The sequence below is a fragment of the Rhodanobacter denitrificans genome, from assembly GCF_003335105.1.
Taxonomy (GTDB): domain Bacteria; phylum Pseudomonadota; class Gammaproteobacteria; order Xanthomonadales; family Rhodanobacteraceae; genus Rhodanobacter; species Rhodanobacter denitrificans_A.
In genome coordinates, this window is record NZ_QFWQ01000006.1 from 485,264 (window position 1) to 502,634 (window position 17,371).

The window sequence follows — 17,371 nt, forward strand, 5'->3', positions numbered from 1 at the left end:
TCATCCGCCCCTCGCTTCTCACTCCACGTCACCCTCGCTCCGGGCGCTCAGTCTTCGCCGCCCGGCGGCCGCTTGCGGTGCGGTTCGGCATTGACGGTGAAATACCGGGGTTCCTCCCCGTCCAGCTGCAAGGCGGTGAGCTGCCCGCCCCACACGCAGCCGGTGTCGATCGCGTACACGCCACAACCGGCGAAGCGGCCCAGCGTGGACCAGTGACCGCAGACGATGCGGGTGTCGCGGCGGCGCATGCCGGGCACTTCGAACCACGGATACAACCCGGGCTTCTGCGTGCCGGGCATGCCCTTGGCCTCGAAGTCGATGCGGCCGTTGACGTCGCAGTAGCGCATCCGCGTCATCGTGTTGATGGTGGCGCGCTGGCGGTCGAGCCCCTGCAGTCGGCTCGACCACAGCGCCGGCCGGTTGCCGAACAGGTTGCGCAGCAGCCGCGGATGGCGCGGGCTGGCCAGCTCGTGCTCGACATCCTGCGCGGCGCGTTGCGCCTGCCGCAACGTCCACATCGGCGCCAGGCCGGCGTGCACCATGGTCCAGTTCAGCTGTTCGTCGTGGTGCAGCAGCTTCTGCGAACGCAGCCACTCGAACAGCACGGATGCGTCGTCGGCGAACAGCACCTCGCGCAGTTCGGGATTCACCCGTGCCTGCGCATCGGGCCGGCGCTGGGCGATCGCCAGCAGGCTGAGGTCGTGGTTGCCCAGGGTGACCACGCTGTGTTCGCGCAGGCCGTGGATCAGCCGCAGCGTGTCCAGCGACTGGCCGCCGCGGTTGACCAGGTCGCCGCAGAACCACAGCCGATCCTGCGCCGGGTCGAAGCGCAACTTGTCGAGCAGGCGTTGCAGTTCGGGGTAGCAACCCTGCACGTCGCCGATCGCGTACGTAGCCATGTCAGCGCAGGACCATCAATGCAGCGTACGCGGAATGGACAGGGTGAAGGTCGGGATGGGCGCCTCGAACTCCGTGCCGTCGTCGGCCAGCATGCGGTAGCTGCCGCCCATGGTGCCCACCGGCGTCTCCAGCACCGCGCCGGAGGTGTACTCGAAATCGTCGCCGGGGCGCATCCACGGCTGTTCGCCGACCACTCCGTCGCCGGTGACTTCCTCCACCTTGCCATTGGCGTCGGTGATCATCCAGTGGCGGCCGAGCAGGCGCGCGGGCATCTTGCCGGCATTGCGCAGGGTCACGGTGTAGGCGAAAACGTAGCGATTGTCGCCGGGCTTCGATTGGTCGGGGACGAAGCGGGTTTCGACCTGCACGTCGATCGTGTAGGAGGATTTTTCAGTCATGCCCCGATTGTAAGGCCTGCCGCCGCGATTGGGGGTGGTAGCCGCCGCCGGCATGTGCCCTCACGGCGGGAGGTTGCGGCAAGCCTTGGCCAGCCGCACGAAGTCGGCCGGGGCTAGGGTTTCGGCGCGCGCCTTCGGATCGACGTCGGCACGGCGGATCGCGTCGGCGTCGAGCACCTGCCTGAGCGCATTGGCCAGCGTCTTGCGGCGCTGCCCGAACGCGGCCTTGACCACGGCATGGACCTGCTCGGGCGGCGCGTCGTGGAGCTCGTGCGCCGGCAGCGGCACGAGCCGCACCACCGCGGAGTCCACCTTCGGCGGCGGCCGGAACGCCTCCGGCGGCACGTCGAACAGCGGCTCGACCCGGCACGCCAGCTGCAGCATCACCGACAACCGGCCGTATACCTTGCTGCCCGGCGCGGCGGCCATGCGCTCGACCACTTCCTTCTGCAGCATGAAGTGCATGTCCTGGATCGCCGCGGCATGTTCGACGCAGTGGAACAGGATCGGGCTGGAGATGTAATACGGCAGGTTGCCGGCAAGCCGCAGCCGCGGCACACCATGGCTGTGCGCCAGCGCGCCGAGATCCACCTTCAGCACGTCGGCGTGGATGATGTGCAGCTCGCCCACGCCGGCGGCGCGCGCCTGCAGGCCGGGGATCAGGTCGGTGTCCAGCTCGATCGCGGTGAGCGAGCCCGCCGCCGCCAGCAACGGCAAGGTCAGCGCGCCCTCGCCGGGACCGATCTCGACCACGAAATCGCCGGGTCGGGGCGCCATCGCCGCGACGATGCGGTCGATATAGCGCCGGTCGTGCAGGAAGTGCTGGCCGAAGCTTTTCTTGGGGCGCGCGTTCATGGGGCGAGGAACGAGTGGGGAGGAATGGGATGCGGGAAAAAACGGAGGCCGTTCACTCGTTGCCCGCTCCCATCGACTCGTCTCTGCGCCGCACCAGCGCGAGCGCCATGTTCGCCGCGGCAATCAGGCTGGCCGGATCGGCGCTGCCGCTGCCAGCCAGGTCCAGCGCGGTGCCGTGGTCGACCGAAGTGCGGATGAACGGCAGGCCGAGGGTGAGGTTCACGGTGCGGTCGAAGGCTTCGCTCTTCAGTACTGGCAGCGCCTGGTCGTGGTACATCGCCAGCACCGCGTCGTAGCGTGCGCGCTGGGCCGGCACGAAGGCGGTGTCGGCGGGCAGCGGCCCGAGCAGGTGCATGCCCTCGCGACGCAAGGCGTCGAGCGCCGGGATCACGGTGTCGATCTCCTCGTGGCCGAGGTGGCCGCCTTCGCCGGCGTGCGGGTTCAGGCCGAGTACCGCGATGCGCGGTTCGGCAACGCCGAACTTCGCACGCAGCTCGGCATGCACGATGCGCAGCGTGCGGGTCAGCGATGCCCGGGTGATCGACGCCGGCACCGCCGCCAGCGGCAGGTGGGTGGTAGCCAGGGCCACCCGCAATTCCGGACTGGCCAGCATCATCACCACGTCGGCCTGCGTGCGTTCGGCGAAGAACTCGGTGTGTCCGCTGAAGCGGATGCCGGCGTCGTTGATAGAGGCCTTCTGCAGCGGCGCGGTGACCACCGCATCGTAGCGGCCGGCCATGCAGCCATCGGCGGCCTCGGCCAGTGTGGCGAGCACGTGGCGGGCGTTGCGCGGGTCGGGCTGCCCGGGGACTTCGTCGACCGCCAGCGGGATGTGCCGCAGGCGCAACGTGCCGGGTCGGCGTGCGGGCTGCGTGCTGCCGTCGTCGTCGACCAGTTCGATGGCTACGCCGCAGCGCGACGCGGCTCGTTGCAGCAGGGCGCGGTCGGCCACGGCGACGAGGCTGGCCGCCAGCGGTGTGGCGGCCAGCCGGACCAGCAGTTCCGGGCCGACCCCCGCCGGTTCACCCGCGGTCAGTGCGAGTCGCGGCAGAGGCATGTCGTCCAATCGCTTAAGGTGCGCCGGCGCCGGCCTGGGTGTCCGCGGCGCGCAGCTCGGGTACCAGGATGTTGACATAGGCGCCGGAGCGCAGGTCGCGCAGGAAGTCGTCGTAGACCTGGTCGGACTTGCGCGTGCCGATCGCCTGGCGTGCCTGATCGCGCGCGATCTGCACGGTCTGGTCGCTCTGGCGTTCGCCGAGTCGCTGCACGATGTGCCAGCCGGCGGAACTCTGGAACGGCTTCGACACCTCGTTGTCCTTCAGCTGGGCCAGCTGGCCGGCGATCGCCTCGCCCCACGACTGCGGCGGGAACCAGCCCATGTCTCCGCCAAGGTTGGCGGTGGTGTCGTCCTTGGAGTTTTCCTTCGCCAGGGCGGCGAAATCCTCGTGCTTGTCGACGATGCGGTGGTACAGGTCCTGCGCCTTCTGCTCGGCCTGCGCCGGCGACACCAGCTCGCTGGGCTTGATCAGGATCTGCCGCGCGTGCAGTTCGGTGACCATCTTGCGGCTGTTCTGCCGCTGGTCGATCAGCTTGAGGATGTGGAAGCCGGTGGGGCCGCGCAGTGCCGGGCTGACGTCGCCGGGTTTCATCGTGGCGATGGTGTCGGCGAAGGCCGGCGGGATCTCGTCCATCCGGCGCCAGCCGAGGTCGCCGCCTTCCAGCGCGTCCTGTGCATCGGAGTAGCGGATCGCGGCGGCGTTGAAATCCATGCCGCCCTTGATCGCGGCCAGCGTCTGCTCGGCCTTGGCTTGGCTGGCCTGGATCGCGGCGGCGTCGGCGCCGCCCGGAATGCTGATCTGGATGTGCGCCAGGTGCACCTCGCCGGACTTGTAGGTCGGGCTGTGCAACAGGTTGTCGATTTCGCTGTCGGTGACCGAGACCGAATCCTGCACCACGCTCTGGTGCAGCCGCTGCACGGTGATCTGGTCGGCGATCTGATCGCGGAATGCGGCGTAGCTGCCGCCGCTGCGCTCCACTTCCGCGCGCAACTGCTCGGGGGTGAGCTGGTTCTGCTGCGCCACGCCCTGGATCGCCTGGTCGATGTCGGCGCTGGAGACGTGGATGCCCTGGTCCTGCGCCTTCTGCACCTGCAGCCGCATCAGCACCAGCCGGTTGAGCACCTGCTGCTGCAGCACGTTCATCGGCGGCAGCTGTTCGGCGTGGCCGGCGTACTGCTGCCGTACCGAGGCCACCGCGTCGTTCAGCTCGCTCTGCAGGATCACGTCGTCGTTGACCACGGCCACGATGCGGTCCAGCGACTGCCCGGCCTGCGCGGCGGGTGTCAGCAACTGGGCACGGGCGGGGAGCACGATCGCGAGCGCGAGCAGCAGGAATGCAATGGGTTGCTTCATCGGTGGACAGCCTGGATCGCCGGGGCGAATGCGTTTATTGATAGCCGAGAATATCACGGCGCAGAAGTGGATCGATCTGGCCGCCGGTGGAGCCCAGCCCCTTGAAAACCACCTCGAACATCACCGCATTGTCGCGATGGTTGAGGTTGGTGGGCGCCGGGCCGAAGCCGTAGTAGTACTGGTTGACGTAGCTGCGACCGACCAGCCGCAGCGACACGCAGCAGCTGTCGTATTCCACGCCTGCCAGCGCATCGACGCTCTCGCGATCCTTCACCGAGTAAGTCCATGCGCCCACCAGCCGCCAGCGTTCGGATACCGGGTAGACCAGCGATGCGCTGTATTGTTCCAGCAAGCCGCGGCGGAAGCGGTAGGAGAAGTTGAAGATGCCGTCGGTGCGTACCCGCCGCTGCAGTTCGACCGCCGCCATGTCGGTGAGACGGGTGTTCGGGTTCCACTGATAGGCCGTGTTCAGGCGCCAGCGGTCGTTGAGCTGCACGTCCAGCTGGGCCACGTAAGCCGAGTGGACCCAGTCGGTACCCAGCACCTTCTGCGGGCTGAAATAGTGGATCTGGCCGATGCTGGCCGACACCCGCTCGACACCGCCGTCGTCGAGCAGGCGGGTGCTGAGCGCCGCGGTGAGGTTGTTGGCGTCCATCTGGCGGTCGGCGCCGGAGAACTGGTTGGTCGAGAACAGCTGCCAGTAGTCGAACGACATCACGTTGGTGTCGAACAGCGGCAGGTTGTTCTGGTTGCGGTACGGCACGTACAGGTAGTACAGCCGCGGCTCCAGCGTCTGCGTGTAGCTGCTGCCGAACAGCGTGGTGCTGCGGTCGAACACCAGTCCGCTGTCGAGGCTGACGACCGGCAGCGCGCGGCTGGGCGACTTCTGGTCGAACGGCGAGGTGGCGCCGCCGCCGAGCCGCCCGCCATAGCCGTAATCGCGATAGTCGCTGTCCAGCTGGTAGGCGGTGTAGCGATAGGCCAGCCGCGGCCGCACGAACCAGGCGGAGGTGCCGAAAGTGGCGGCGAGGTAGGGGTAGAGGTCCTCGCGCTGGCCGCCGATGAAGCCGTTCTTGCGGAACGCCACCGCCGAGCTGTCCATGCCGACTTCCAGCCAGCGCGACAGCGGCACGTCCATGCCGAATCGCGCGTAGGGCAGCTGCTTGTAGGGCAGCACACTGTCGGTCACGAACGGGTTCAGGTTCTGGTAGATGGTGCCGCCGAAGGAGGCGTTCCACCACTTGCCGCCGCCCATGATCGCGGCGTTGGAATCCAGCATGTAGACCGCGGTGTGCGACAGGTTGTTGCCGAAGTCGTACAGGTAGCTCCCGTCCGAGGCGTGGTTGTACGAGCCGACGAACTGCCAGCCTTTCCACAGCTGTGTGTGGTCGGAGAACTGGACCAGATAGCGCGAGTCGCCCTGGGTGTCGGCCAGGCCGTCGTTCTTGCCGTGGTCCCTGGGCACGTACTCCGCGTTGAGCTGGCCGCCGGTGCCGGGCAGCAGGTAGCGGAACTCGCCGGCCAGCATCGCGCCGCGGTCGCTGTAGTAGCGCGGGTCCAGCGTGGCGTCGTAGTTCGGAGCCAGGTTCAGGTAGTACGGGGTGCTGATTTCGTAGCCGGAGCGGCTGCTGTGGCCGATGGTCGGGTAAAGGAACCCGCTCTTGCGCCGGTCGTCGACCGGAAAGCTGAAATACGGCAGGTACAGGAACGGCACGTTGCCGATCCGCATGGTGGCGTTGCGCGCCACGCCGACGCCGGTGTCCTTGTTGATGGTGATCGACCTGGCGCGGAATTCCCACAGGTGGTGGCCAACGTCGCAGGTGGAATACGTGGCCATCGAGTAACGGGTGTGCAGCGCGTCCAGCATGTGGCCCTGTTTGGCCGAGCCGTTGCCGCGCGCCTCGAGCAACTGGTAGCGCACGTCGTCGGCGATGCCGCGGCTCGCGTCTGTGTTGCCGCGCAGGTGCGAGGCCGCCAGCAGCTGGCTGGCCTCCTGGTAGCGCACGTTGCCGCGGGCGTCGTAGTCGGTGCTGCTGTCGTTGTAGTCGACGCGGTCGGCCTGCAGCAGCTGGTCGGCGCGCTGCAGCCGTACCTCGCCGGACAGGTGGTAGACCGACTGGTCCGAACTGTCCACGTGCTGCGCCTGCACCTGGGTCGGGCTGGTCTCGCGCAGGCTGCTGTCATTGCTCAGGGTGGGGTCGTAGAACTCGAGCAGCGCGTTGGGCCGGCACATCGCGTAATTGAGCGGGCGCCGTGCGCAATGGAACGAGCCCAGCGGGCAAGCCTGGTCGGCGCCCTGGTCCGTGCCGCCGGGGGCCGGGGTCCGGGCAGGGTTGGCGTCGGCCTGGCCGCCGATCAGGGCAAGCGCAGCAGCGACCGCGAGCAGGCGGCGTGGGGGTAGCTTGGGCATCGCGGGAAATCTGCCGGCTTCGAAGGCTCGTTAAGCTAGCAGAAAGACCCCGTCGGCGGCAGGTAAACGTTGGCCCGGGCAGGGGCGGGATTCAGTCTGGAGCGGCCTGACCAGGCACTTCAATCCAGGAGGGCGGCGACGTGGGCGCTGGCGCTGGCGGCCAGCGCGGCGAGGTTGTAGCCGCCTTCCAGGCTGGAAACCAGCCGTCCGCCGGCGTGCGCATGGGCCAGTGCCACCAGCCGCTCGGTGATCCAGGCGTAGTCTTCCGGCCCCAGCCGGAGGTCGGCCAGCGGGTCGTCGCGGTGGGCGTCGAAGCCGGCCGAGACCAGTACCAGCTGCGGCTTGAAGGCATGCAGCCGAGGCAGCAGCACGCCGTCCCACAGCTCGCGGAATTCGTACGAGCCGGCGCCGGGCGAGAGCGTGCCGTTGACGATGTTGCCCACGCCACGTTCGTCCTCACTGCCGCTGTCCGGGTATAGCGGCGACTGGTGGCTGGAGACGAACAGCACGCGCGGCTCGTGCTCGAAAATGTCCTGGGTGCCGTTGCCGTGGTGCACGTCGAAATCGGCGATGGCGACCCGCTTCAGGCCGTGCGCGGCCAGCGCATGGGCGGCACCCACGGCGATGTTGTTGAACAGGCAGAAGCCCATCGCCCGCTCGCGCGTGGCGTGGTGGCCGGGCGGACGCACCGCGCAGAACGCGCGCCGTACCTCGCCGCCGAGCACCGCGTCGACCGCGGCCACCACGGCGCCGGCCGCATGCAGCGCCGCCTCGGTCGAGCCGGGGCCCATCACGGTGTCCTGGTCCAGCGCGAGCATGTCGCCTGGCGGCGCACCGAGCAGGATTTCCCCGACGTGGGCCGCGCCGTGCACGCGCCAGAGCTGTTCGCGGGTCACCTGCGGCGCCTCGATGCGGTCGAGCGCGGCGAAACGGTCGTGGTCCAGCGCCTGCAGCACGGCGCGCAGCCGCGCCGGTCGTTCGACGTGTCCCGGGCCCGGGTCGTGCTGCAGGCAGGCAGGGTGGGTGTACAGCCGCAGCATGCCGCGGCTTACCCGACAGGCTTGGGCTTGCGGCGGCGCTCGTGCTGCCACAGCACCTCGCCGTGGCCGCTGGCGCGGGCCAGCACGCGCGAGATCACGAACAGCAGGTCGGACAGCCGGTTCAGATAGCGCTGCGGCTGGCTGCGGATCTGCTCCACCCGCGACAGCGCGATCACCTCGCGCTCGGCGCGGCGGCACACGGTGCGCGCCAGGTGGCCGCAGGCGGCGGCCATGCCACCGCCGGGCAGGATGAATTCCTTCAGCGGCGGCAGCGGTTCGTTGAGTTCGTCGAGGAGGCGTTCCAGCCGCTCGATGTCGCTGTCCTCGACCATCGCCATGCCGGGGATGCACAACTCGCCGCCGAGGTCGAACAGGTCGTGTTGCACCTGGGTCAGTGCCTCGCGCACTTCGTCGCCCACGCCGTCGGCGGCCAGCAGCATGCCGATCGTGCTGTTGAGCTCGTCCACCGTGCCGTAGGCGTTGACCCGCAGCGAATCCTTGCCCACCCGCGAACCGTCGCCGAGGCCGGTGCTGCCGTCGTCGCCGGTGCGGGTGTAGATCTTCGAGAGCCGGTTACCCACGTCGATGCCGGGGTCAGTGCCGGATCTGGCCGCTGCGCTGCGATGCGTGCGCCAGCTGGGTCGCCAGCACGTGCAGCACGGCGCCCAGCGCCACGTAGACGGAGGTGCCGGCGAGGAACGGCAGATACCAGTCGCCGAGATTGCCGAGCCAAGCGCCGAAGCTGCGCGGCGCCGGCACGCTGGCGCTGATCCAGTAGAAGCTGCCGTTGGAGACCAGGTAGCAGACGCCTTCGGCGACCAGCAGCGTGGCCACCGCGAGGCCCAGCGTACGCAGGTTCAGGCCCTGCTGGCGCTTCGCCAGCCAGCTGCCGCCCACCCACAGTGCCGCGTAGGACGGCAACAGGAACCAGTAGGCCGGCGACACGCAGTAATGACTCCAGAAGTCGATGCCCTGGCCGCTGATGACGAGGTAGTCCACCAGCACCGCCTCGGCCATCAGCAGCGCAAATGTCGTCCAACCGGCCCAGCGGCCCTGGCCGCGCAGCCAGAAGCCGGCGAGGAAGAACACGCCCCACGAGGCATCCCACAGCGCGTGGTGCAGCAGCGAGGGGTGGAAGCGGGTGACGCCCATCACCAGGGCCAGGCCCAGGAAGATGGCCAGGCGTCGGGTCGTTGCGATTGCCATGTGGACTCCGTGCTGCTCGGCTGAATACAGATGTCGAAGTTTAGCCCAATGCGGCCGGGCCGATGCGCCGATGTCACGCCGCCCGATGCGGAGACGCCATGCCCGCGCGTATTATCCGGGCATGAATCCCTCCACCACCCCTGTCGAGGGCGGCGTGCTGATCGTCGGCGGAGGCCTGGTCGGCGCCAGCCTGGCGATCGCGCTGGATGCCGCCGGCGTCGCCGCCACCCTGGTCGAGGCCGCCGCGCCGCGCGTCGACGCCCAGCCCAGCTACGACGAGCGCAACCTGGCGCTGGCCCGCGCCACCGTCAACGGGCTGGCGGCGATCGGCGTATGGCAGCATGCCGCCGCCCGTGCCACGCCGATCCGGTACATCCACGTCAGCCGCGCCGGCGAGTTCGGCAGCGCACGTATCGACGCGGACAAGCAGGGCGTCGACGCGCTGGGCTGGACCCTGCCGGCGCGCGAGCTCGGCGCCGCGCTGCTGCGCCGGCTGGACGAATGCGCCCAGCTGACCCGGCTGGCGCCCGCCACGCTGTCTGCGCTGCAGCCGCTGGCCGGCGGCTGGCGCGCGCAGGTCGAAACCGCCGACGGTACGCGCAGCCTCGACACGCCGCTGCTGGTCGGCGCCGACGGCACGCATTCGTTCGTGCGCGCGCAACTGGGCATCGACGCCGAACCGCACGACTACCGGCAGACGCTGTTCGTCTGCACGGTGACGCCGGAACGCGACCACGCGAATCGGGCGTGGGAGCGCTTCGCCGACGAAGGGCCGGTCGCGCTGCTGCCTCTGGCCGAGCGCCGCTGCGGGCTGGTACTCACGGTGTCCGCCGACGAGGCCGATACAGTCGCTGCGCTGGACGATGCGGGTTTCATCGAACTGGCGCAGCGCCGCTTTGGCTGGCGACTGGGTCGCCTCAGCCGACCCGGCAGGCGCCATCCATACGCGATCCACCGGGTGGCGGCGACGCAGCTCGTCGCGCCACGCGCGGTGCTGGTCGGCAACGCGGCGCAGACCGTGCATCCGATCGGCGCGCAGGGGTTCAACCTCGGCCTGCGCGACGCGTTGACCCTGGCCGAGCTGGTGGCGGGCGCACCCGATCCGGGCGCTGCCGATCTGCTGGCGCGTTACGCCGCGCGACGCGCGCCCGATCGCGAGGGCACCATGGCCATGAGCCATGGCCTGGTGCGGCTGGCCTGCCTGCCGCAACCGCTGCTGGCGCCACTGCGCTCGCTGGCTTTGCTGGCTTGCGACCGGCTGCCGCCGCTGCAGCGCTTGCTGGCGCGGCGCGGCATGGGTTTTCGCGGCGAGCCGCCGCTGGCGGTGCTAGAGCGCCTGCCATGAACACTTCGCTGCAGGACATGCCCTCCCGCCGCCGCGCGCCTGCGCTGGACGTGGCCGTGGTCGGCGGCGGCATGGTCGGCGCCGCCGCTGCGCTGGCGCTGGCACGGGCCGGCTTCAGCACCGCCTTGCTGGAGGCGCGCGCGCCGGCGGCATGGAACGCGAACGCCGAGGTGGACCTGCGCGTGGTCGGGCTGGCGCCGTCGTCGCTGGCGCTGCTCGACGAACTGGACGTCTGGACGTCCATCCGTGAGGCCCGCGCAGGTCCGTACGCGCACATGCACGTGTGGGACGCCGAAAGCGGCGCGGCGATCGACTTCGACGCGGCCAGCGAAGGCCACGACCGGCTCGGCTACATCGTCGAGAACAGCCTGGTGCAGTGGACGCTGTGGCAGGCGCTGGACGCCGCACAGGGAGGTGCCAGTGCCGCGGGAGCAGGACGCGCAGGAGCGGCCGCTGCCGGTGTGCGCCGGCTGTGCCCGGTCGAAGTGCGGGGCTTCGAAGCGCGCGAGGATCGCATCCAGCTGGAACTGGCCGGCGGCGAGACGCTGGCGGCGAGCCTGCTGGTGGCCGCCGACGGCGCGGGCTCGCCGCTGCGCGCGCTGGCCGGCATCGGCACGCGTGGCCGCGACTACGCGCAGCGCGCGGTGGTGGCGCACGTCGTCACCGAGCGCCCGCACCAAGACACCGCGTGGCAACGCTTCCTGCCGGGCGGCCCGCTGGCGCTGCTGCCGCTGGCCGACGGGCGCAGCTCGATCGTGTGGTCGCTCCCCGAGGCCGAAGCGCAGCGTGTGCTGGCGCTGGACGACAAGGCTTTCCTCGACGAGCTCGGCGTCGCCAGCGATTTCCGGCTGGGCCGGATCGCCGCCACCACGCCGCGCGCGGCGTTTCCGCTTAAGCTGCAACTGGCCGAGCGCTATCAGGCCGACCGTTTCGTGTTGCTGGGCGATGCCGCGCATGCGGTGCATCCGCTGGCCGGGCAGGGCGTCAACCTGGGCCTGCGCGACGTGGCCGAGTTGCGCGACACGCTGGTCGACGCCCGCGCGGCTGGCCGCGACATCGGCGCCGCCCATGTGCTGCGCCGCTACGCGCGCCGCCGGCGCAGCGCCGATACGCTGGACGCGCTGGGCTTTGACGCCCTGGCGCGCATCTACGCGTGGCAGTCGCCGGCGCTGGTCGCCGCGCGCGGCGTCGGCGTGCGCCTGCTCGACCGATTCGCGCCGTTGAAGCGGCGGCTCTCGGAACACGCTGCCGGACTTTGATCTTTGCTCCTCTCCTTGTCCGCAGGGGGAGGTCGGGAGAGGGTGAAGCTTCTGGCTTGAAGATCAAGAGCGACCCCACCCCAACCCTCCCCTGCGCGCAGGAGAGGGAATCCACGCCACCGGAGGATCGATCATGCGCATCGCCCGACTCTGCTGTCTGCTGCTGCTTGCCGGTTCAAGCCTTGCCGCCCAGGCGAAGATGGTGCACCGCCCGGTCGAATGGACGCAGGACGGCACCCGTTTCCACAGCGTGCTGGTCTACGACGACGCTTCGACCTCGAAGCGCCCGGGTCTGGTGATGGTACCGAACTGGTACGGCATCAACGACGCGGCCGTAAAGAAGGCCGAGATGATCGCCGGCAAGGATTACGTGATCCTGCTCACCGACATGTACGGCGCCGGCGTGCGCCCGCAGCAGGGCAACGCCGATCAGGCGCAGGCGGCGGTGAAGCCGCTGTACGGCGATCGTGCGCTGATGCGCAAGCGGATCAACCTGGCGCTGGACCAGCTGAAGGTGCAGGCAGCCGGCGCGCCGCTCGACGCATCGAAGCTGGCCGCGATCGGTTTCTGTTTCGGCGGCTCGGCCGTGCTCGACCTGGCACGCAGCGGTGCGGACGTCGCCGCGGTGGTGTCGTTCCACGGTGGGCTGGACACCGACAACCCGGCGTTGGCGAAGAACATCAAGGCGCGCGTGCTGGCGATGAACGGCGCGGACGACAAGGGCACCATGCCCGACGCGGACAAGTTCATGGACGAGATGCGCATGAGCCCCGCCGACTGGCAGTTCGTGGTGCTCGGCCACGCCGTGCACTGCTTCACCGAAGTGGGCGAGAACTCCACCGGCTGCCGCTACGACGAACGCGCCGCGACCCGCAGCTACCGCCTGATGCACGACTGGCTGCGCGCGGCGTTTGCGGGCACGCCATAGGTTCTTGTTGGTCTCGATGACGCTGTTGGTTCGGGAGCAGGGGTCTTCATCTGCCAGCGGTGGTCGAGTCACTTCTTTTCTCTTGCGTGGCTATGTAGAAGCGCACTCTGTCCGCGAGGGACTTCCTGCGGTCGTGCGCGATGCTCTTGCTTTGTTCGGAGCGAAAAACATCAGAGGCAAGAGCTTTCGTGCGCCTGCGGCGCGCGAGTTACTTTCTCTTTGGGTGGCCAAAGAGAAAGTAACCAAAGAGAAAGGCCACCCCGCTTACGCGCTTTCCGGGCTCCTGCCCGGAAAGTTCGCGGCCGGGCTCCGGGGTTTGTCGACAGGGCATCGGGCAACCGCTCCCTGCGTGGCCTCAACTCCGGCATCCATGCCGTCGCCTGTGCTGACGCCAAACTGGTTCGCATTCATGCGAACCACCCTTCGGGCTTTTCCTCCACCCGCCCGCCGCTGCAGAGGGGACCCCGGGTAGAGCGGCGCGCATCCTGCGCGCACTTTTCAGAAGAGCCAGGTCAAGAGCAGAGCAGAAGCAGGGCGACGCCTCGCTGTTGCTTCGGCCTTTCGTCTTTCCACCGTGTGCGGGCCATGATGGCCCGCTGCCCTACCCGGGGCCCCTGTGCGCCAAGCGGGGTGGCCTTCTCTTTTGGTTACTTTCTCTTTGGCCACGCAAGAGAAAAGTGACTCGGTCGCCGCAGGCGATCGACCGCTCTGCACCTGAGCAATTTTGTAGGTGCAGCACGCCACAGGCGTCATCCACAGCGCCGTCCCTCAATCCGCGCGCTCGCGCACCGCATCCATGGTCAACGCCGCCAGCTGGCGCAGGCGCGTGCCGCCGGCGTCGGCGAGCAGTTCCTTGAGGCGTTCGCCGGCGTCGTGCTGGTCGAGGCTTTGGCGTTCGGCCAGCGAGGCGGCGAGGGCGCGGCCCATCGAGTCGAAGATCAGCGCGTAGGCGAAGGCGTGCAGCACGCCGCCACCCAGGGTGCCGAGGCCGGGGAAGGCTTTCATCGCGTTGCCGGCGACAGCCAGCACGATCGAGCTGCCGGTGCGCAGGGTGAGCCGGGCCTGCTGCACGAAATCCTCGATCTGCACCTCGCTGACCTTCACGCCGTACAGCTCGGCCAGGGCGCGGGTGAGGCCGGTGGCGAGCACGCCCTGGATCACCAGGTCGCTGCCCGGTGCCACCGCGGCCAGCGCGCCGACGATGGCGCGGCGGGCGTATTTGCGCACGATGCGCTCGGCTTCCTCCGCGCGGGTCTGTGCTTCCAGCGTGCCGGTACGCTGGTGCAGGCCGGCCAGCACGGCGTTCTCGCGCAGATCCTCCAGGCCTGCGGCGCCGGGTGCGGTGAGCCGTTCGAGTGCCTGCAGCAACGGTTCGATCGCGGGCTTGCGCTGGCGCTCGACCGACTCGGTGCTGCCGTCGGCGAGCTGGCGTTGATAGCGCTCGCTGCCGCCGGCACTGATGGCCAGCACCGCGCTGGCGACGCCGCGCGCGTGCCGGCGCAGGCGCGCCAGCAGTTGATCGAGTTCGGTGCTGCTCCACTGGTCGGTCTTGTTCAGCACCAGCAGCAGCGGCTTGCCGAAGTCGGCCAGCCAGCGCAGTTCGTCAACCTGACTGCGGTTGAGATCGCCGGCGCAGAGGTAGACCACGGCGTGCGCGCGCAGCGCTTCCTCGCGCGCCAGCGTTTCGTGCGCCTCGCCGCCGGCCTCGCGGCTGCCGGGCACGTCGGCCAGCACCAGCGTGCGGCCGTCCGGCAGGCTGCCGTCGTAGTGGCCGATGGCGCGGGTGGTGCCGCCGCGGGCGTCGCTGGCGACCTGTGCGTGCGGCGCCAGCGCGCGGATCAGGCTGGACTTGCCGGTGGAGATTTCACCGAACAGCGCGACGTAGACGCGTGCACTGGCGCGGCGGCGGTCGAGTTCGCCAAGTTCGGCCGTCAGCGTGCCGATGTCGGCGCCGCGTTCGTGCAGCTGGCCGATGCGCTGCTCCAGACTGCCGCGGTCGGGCACCGGCATCGGCCGGCGTTTGCGCCGCGGACGCAGCAGCCACCACAGCACGCTCAATCCCGCCGCGGCAAAGATCGCCAGGATTCCGCCCAGCGTCCATTGCAGCCAGGTCGGCAACGCGAGGAAGCGTTGCGCCAATGCCAGCGCGCGTTCGGCGGCCGCGAACAGCAGCCACAGGAGCGCGGCCATGGCCAATGCGGTGAGCAGCAATCGCAGGCGTCGGGACATCCGCGCATTCTAGCCAGCTTCGTGCGGCTGGCCCGGCTCGCACCCGGTGCTAGGTTTTGGCACTATCGTGTGTCGGAAGCACGGCAGCGGCCGAAGCCGGCGCGGATTTCGCGGCACCGCTTCGCGGGGGACGGATGGGGAACGGATCGAGGTTTTCCGCTTGGCTGCTGGGCGTGGCCCTGGGCGTTTTCGTGTCCGCAGCGGGTCATGCCTTCGTCGCGCCGGCGGCATCCGGCGCACGGGCTGCCGGCCCGTTGCCGACGCCGCAGTTCCGTCGCTACGGGACCGCGGATGGACTGCCCAGCGGGGCGGTCTATGCGGTGGCGCAGGACCGCAACGGCATGATGTGGTTCGGTTCGGCCGGCGGCCTGATGCGGTTCGACGGAATCGATTTCAAGGTGTTCCGGCATGCGGTGGGCGACCCCCTCTCGCTGCCGGCGAACCAGACCTACACGCTGTTCGTCGATCGCGACAACCGGATCTGGGCCGGCGGCGTCTCGACCGGGCTCACCGTCTATGACCAGGGCAGCGGCCGCTTCCGGCACTGGGAGCACGACGACGGCAAGCCCGACAGCCTCGCCGACAACGAAGTCTGGAGCATCGCGCAGACGGCCGACGACCAGCTGTGGGTTGCTACCCAGGGTGGGCTGGACCGCCTGCGTGCGGACGGCAAAGGTTTCGACCACATCGTCCCGCTGGATGTCGAAGGCGACCGCCCCGGATCGTTCGGCGCCACCCGCGCGCTACTGGCGGAGGCCAACGGGCGGTTGTGGATCGGCGCGCACAGCGGGCTGTACCTACGCCGGCCGGATGGCACGATCCGGCGCGTGCCGGTGGATCCGGCGTTCCGTGGCGAGCTCGGCAAGGTCTGGCACATCGACGGTGGCGGGGACGAAGTGCGGGTGGCGCTGGAGGGCGGCCTGCTGGTGATCGGCGCCGATGGCGTGGCGCGTCCGTTGGCGCGTCCGCAACTGTCGCCGCTGCGCCTCCTCGGCAGCGCCCGCGATGCTCAGGGCCGGTTGTGGATGGGCAGCTTGAATGGCGTGTGGCTGGACGACGGCCGCGGCCGGTTGCAGCACATCATCGGCCAGCCGCTGCTGCCCGGCGGCCTGCCCGGCGACCGTCTGTGGCAGTTGCTGCGCGATCGCGAGGGCGGCCTGTGGTTCACCTTCGACCAGTCCAGCATCGCCTACCTGCCGCCGGGCTGGAACGGTTTCACCCGCTTCACCCACGTGCCGGACGACCCGCGCAGCCTCGCCGACATCGCCGCGCTGTCGGTGCGCCGCAGCCGCGACGGCCAGCTGTGGGTGGGCGGCTTCAACGGCTGGGTCGACAAGCTGGACCCGGCCACTGGCGAGGTCAGCCACGTGCTGAAGGACCTGCGCGGCAACCTGGCCGCGTTGGCGGAAGACACCCGCGGCCGGCTGTGGATCGTGGGGCCTGGCGAGATCTACCGTTACGACCACGGCAAGCTCACCGCCATAGGGGCCGCGCGGAGCGGCATCAACCGGCCCACCGCCATCGTCGCCGGCGACGACGGCGGCGTCTACGTTTCCTCATGGGGCCAGGGCGTGTTCGCGATCGATCCGGAGCGCCTGACCGCGACCTCGCTGATGCCGGCGGGCGCGCCGGACAACGCCCGCTTCCACGACCAGCTGAGCTTCCATGCCGGGCAGTTGTGGTACGCCAGCGCCGGTGGCCTCCTGCGCGGGGCGGGTCCGGGCCAGCGGCTGGACTTCGTGCCGGGGGTGCCGCGCCGGGAGATCCTCGCCTTCGCGTTCGATGCCGGCGGTTTCTGGACCGCCACCGACCAGGCGCTGGAGCATTACCGCTACGCCGGCGGGCGCGCCGAGCGCAACGCCAGCGCCGATATCAGCCGCATGCCGTTCGCCGCCGACCTGATGGCGATCCGGGTGGACGACCAGGGGCGGCTGTGGCTGTTCGCCAATCCGGGACTGTGGCGGTTCGATCCGCAGACGAAGCAGTTCGCCGCATTCGGGGCATCGCAGGGCCTGTCGAGCAGCGAGTTCACCAACGGCTCGGTCGAGCTGGCGGCAGACGGCACGCTGTTCGCCGCCAGCAGCGGTGGCGTGGTGGCGTTCCGGCCCGAGCGCCTGGCGCAGCCGGTGCCGCCGGGTGCGCCGCCGGTGCTGGCGCTGGCCCAGGCCACGGTGCGGCGCGACAACCGCACCCGGACGCTGCCGCTGGGCCTGCCGCTCCGGCTGGGCTGGCGCGATCGCGACTTGCGCATCGAGGCCAGGGTGGCATCGTTCGTCGATCCCGGCGCCAACCGCTACCGCTTCCAGCTGCAGGGTTTCGACAGCGACTGGGTGGACACGGGCCATCGGGGAGAGCGGGATTTCACCGGTCTGGGCGCAGGCAGCTACACG

General features: G+C 69.7%; 14 protein-coding genes. 4 read left to right on the plus strand and 10 right to left on the minus strand.

Features of this window, described 5'->3' with window-relative positions:
- Positions 1–47 precede the first annotated feature (47 nt).
- The 9 genes from DEO45_RS11745 to DEO45_RS11785 all read right to left on the minus strand — a co-directional run bounded on the left by DEO45_RS11745 (position 48) and on the right by DEO45_RS11785 (position 9,220).
- Positions 48–899: a symmetrical bis(5'-nucleosyl)-tetraphosphatase gene (locus DEO45_RS11745; protein WP_114343758.1), complete on the minus strand. Its 852-nt coding sequence runs from the start codon at positions 897–899 to the stop codon at positions 48–50.
- Positions 900–914: 15 nt separating this feature from the next.
- On the minus strand, positions 915–1,298 hold the full coding sequence (gene apaG / locus DEO45_RS11750) for a Co2+/Mg2+ efflux protein ApaG (RefSeq protein ID WP_068090235.1): 384 nt from the start codon (positions 1,296–1,298) through the stop codon (positions 915–917).
- Between the two features lie 60 nt (positions 1,299–1,358).
- The gene (gene rsmA, locus DEO45_RS11755) at positions 1,359–2,153 is read right to left on the minus strand and encodes a 16S rRNA (adenine(1518)-N(6)/adenine(1519)-N(6))-dimethyltransferase RsmA (protein WP_114343761.1); all 795 of its coding nucleotides are present in this window, start codon (positions 2,151–2,153) and stop codon (positions 1,359–1,361) included.
- A 52-nt stretch (positions 2,154–2,205) separates the two neighbouring features.
- A complete protein-coding gene (gene pdxA / locus DEO45_RS11760; RefSeq protein ID WP_114343764.1) occupies positions 2,206–3,210 on the minus strand; it encodes a 4-hydroxythreonine-4-phosphate dehydrogenase PdxA in 1,005 nt (334 codons plus the stop codon).
- A gap of 13 nt (positions 3,211–3,223) precedes the next feature.
- On the minus strand, positions 3,224–4,564 hold the full coding sequence (locus DEO45_RS11765) for a peptidylprolyl isomerase (RefSeq protein ID WP_114343766.1): 1,341 nt from the start codon (positions 4,562–4,564) through the stop codon (positions 3,224–3,226).
- A 34-nt stretch (positions 4,565–4,598) separates the two neighbouring features.
- On the minus strand, positions 4,599–6,974 hold the full coding sequence (locus DEO45_RS11770) for an LPS-assembly protein LptD (protein WP_114343768.1): 2,376 nt from the start codon (positions 6,972–6,974) through the stop codon (positions 4,599–4,601).
- A 119-nt stretch (positions 6,975–7,093) separates the two neighbouring features.
- Positions 7,094–8,011, minus strand: coding sequence for a histone deacetylase family protein (locus DEO45_RS11775; protein WP_223250856.1), 918 nt, complete (start codon positions 8,009–8,011; stop codon positions 7,094–7,096).
- Between the two features lie 11 nt (positions 8,012–8,022).
- Entirely contained in the window at positions 8,023–8,595 is a 573-nt protein-coding gene (locus tag DEO45_RS11780) for a cob(I)yrinic acid a,c-diamide adenosyltransferase (RefSeq protein ID WP_114343772.1), read from the minus strand.
- A 13-nt stretch (positions 8,596–8,608) separates the two neighbouring features.
- Positions 8,609–9,220 (minus strand): hypothetical protein, encoded by a 612-nt coding sequence (locus tag DEO45_RS11785; protein WP_114343774.1) that lies wholly within the window; start codon positions 9,218–9,220, stop codon positions 8,609–8,611.
- A gap of 121 nt (positions 9,221–9,341) precedes the next feature.
- On the opposite strand from DEO45_RS11785, the gene ubiH reads away from it, so the two are divergent.
- The 3 genes from ubiH to DEO45_RS11800 all read left to right on the plus strand — a co-directional run bounded on the left by ubiH (position 9,342) and on the right by DEO45_RS11800 (position 12,752).
- Positions 9,342–10,565, plus strand: coding sequence for a 2-octaprenyl-6-methoxyphenyl hydroxylase (gene ubiH / locus DEO45_RS11790; protein WP_114343777.1), 1,224 nt, complete (start codon positions 9,342–9,344; stop codon positions 10,563–10,565).
- On the plus strand, positions 10,562–11,824 hold the full coding sequence (locus DEO45_RS11795; protein WP_114343779.1) for a UbiH/UbiF/VisC/COQ6 family ubiquinone biosynthesis hydroxylase: 1,263 nt from the start codon (positions 10,562–10,564) through the stop codon (positions 11,822–11,824). The genes ubiH and DEO45_RS11795 overlap by 4 nt, the downstream gene beginning before the upstream one ends.
- 133 nt (positions 11,825–11,957) lie before the next feature.
- On the plus strand, positions 11,958–12,752 hold the full coding sequence (locus DEO45_RS11800) for a dienelactone hydrolase family protein (RefSeq protein ID WP_114343782.1): 795 nt from the start codon (positions 11,958–11,960) through the stop codon (positions 12,750–12,752).
- Between the two features lie 768 nt (positions 12,753–13,520).
- Here DEO45_RS11800 and DEO45_RS11805 read toward each other — a convergent pair.
- Positions 13,521–14,981 (minus strand): GTPase, encoded by a 1,461-nt coding sequence (locus tag DEO45_RS11805; protein WP_114343784.1) that lies wholly within the window; start codon positions 14,979–14,981, stop codon positions 13,521–13,523.
- Between the two features lie 173 nt (positions 14,982–15,154).
- On the opposite strand from DEO45_RS11805, the gene DEO45_RS11810 reads away from it, so the two are divergent.
- On the plus strand, positions 15,155–17,371 hold a 2,217-nt coding region (locus DEO45_RS11810), incomplete at its 3' end, for a ligand-binding sensor domain-containing protein (RefSeq protein WP_317616010.1).

What these genes read in the sequence shown, in the direction of transcription:
- DEO45_RS11745 (WP_114343758.1), bottom strand. Translation starts at nt 899, where the DNA reads ATGGCTACGTACGCGATCGGCGACGTGCAGGGTTGCTACCCCGAACTG.
- apaG (WP_068090235.1), bottom strand. Translation starts at nt 1,298, where the DNA reads ATGACTGAAAAATCCTCCTACACGATCGACGTGCAGGTCGAAACCCGC.
- rsmA (WP_114343761.1), bottom strand. Translation starts at nt 2,153, where the DNA reads ATGAACGCGCGCCCCAAGAAAAGCTTCGGCCAGCACTTCCTGCACGAC.
- pdxA (WP_114343764.1), bottom strand. Translation starts at nt 3,210, where the DNA reads ATGCCTCTGCCGCGACTCGCACTGACCGCGGGTGAACCGGCGGGGGTC.
- DEO45_RS11765 (WP_114343766.1), bottom strand. Translation starts at nt 4,564, where the DNA reads ATGAAGCAACCCATTGCATTCCTGCTGCTCGCGCTCGCGATCGTGCTC.
- DEO45_RS11770 (WP_114343768.1), bottom strand. Translation starts at nt 6,974, where the DNA reads ATGCCCAAGCTACCCCCACGCCGCCTGCTCGCGGTCGCTGCTGCGCTT.
- DEO45_RS11785 (WP_114343774.1), bottom strand. Translation starts at nt 9,220, where the DNA reads ATGGCAATCGCAACGACCCGACGCCTGGCCATCTTCCTGGGCCTGGCC.
- ubiH (WP_114343777.1), top strand. Translation starts at nt 9,342, where the DNA reads ATGAATCCCTCCACCACCCCTGTCGAGGGCGGCGTGCTGATCGTCGGC.
- DEO45_RS11795 (WP_114343779.1), top strand. Translation starts at nt 10,562, where the DNA reads ATGAACACTTCGCTGCAGGACATGCCCTCCCGCCGCCGCGCGCCTGCG.
- DEO45_RS11800 (WP_114343782.1), top strand. Translation starts at nt 11,958, where the DNA reads ATGCGCATCGCCCGACTCTGCTGTCTGCTGCTGCTTGCCGGTTCAAGC.
- DEO45_RS11805 (WP_114343784.1), bottom strand. Translation starts at nt 14,981, where the DNA reads ATGTCCCGACGCCTGCGATTGCTGCTCACCGCATTGGCCATGGCCGCG.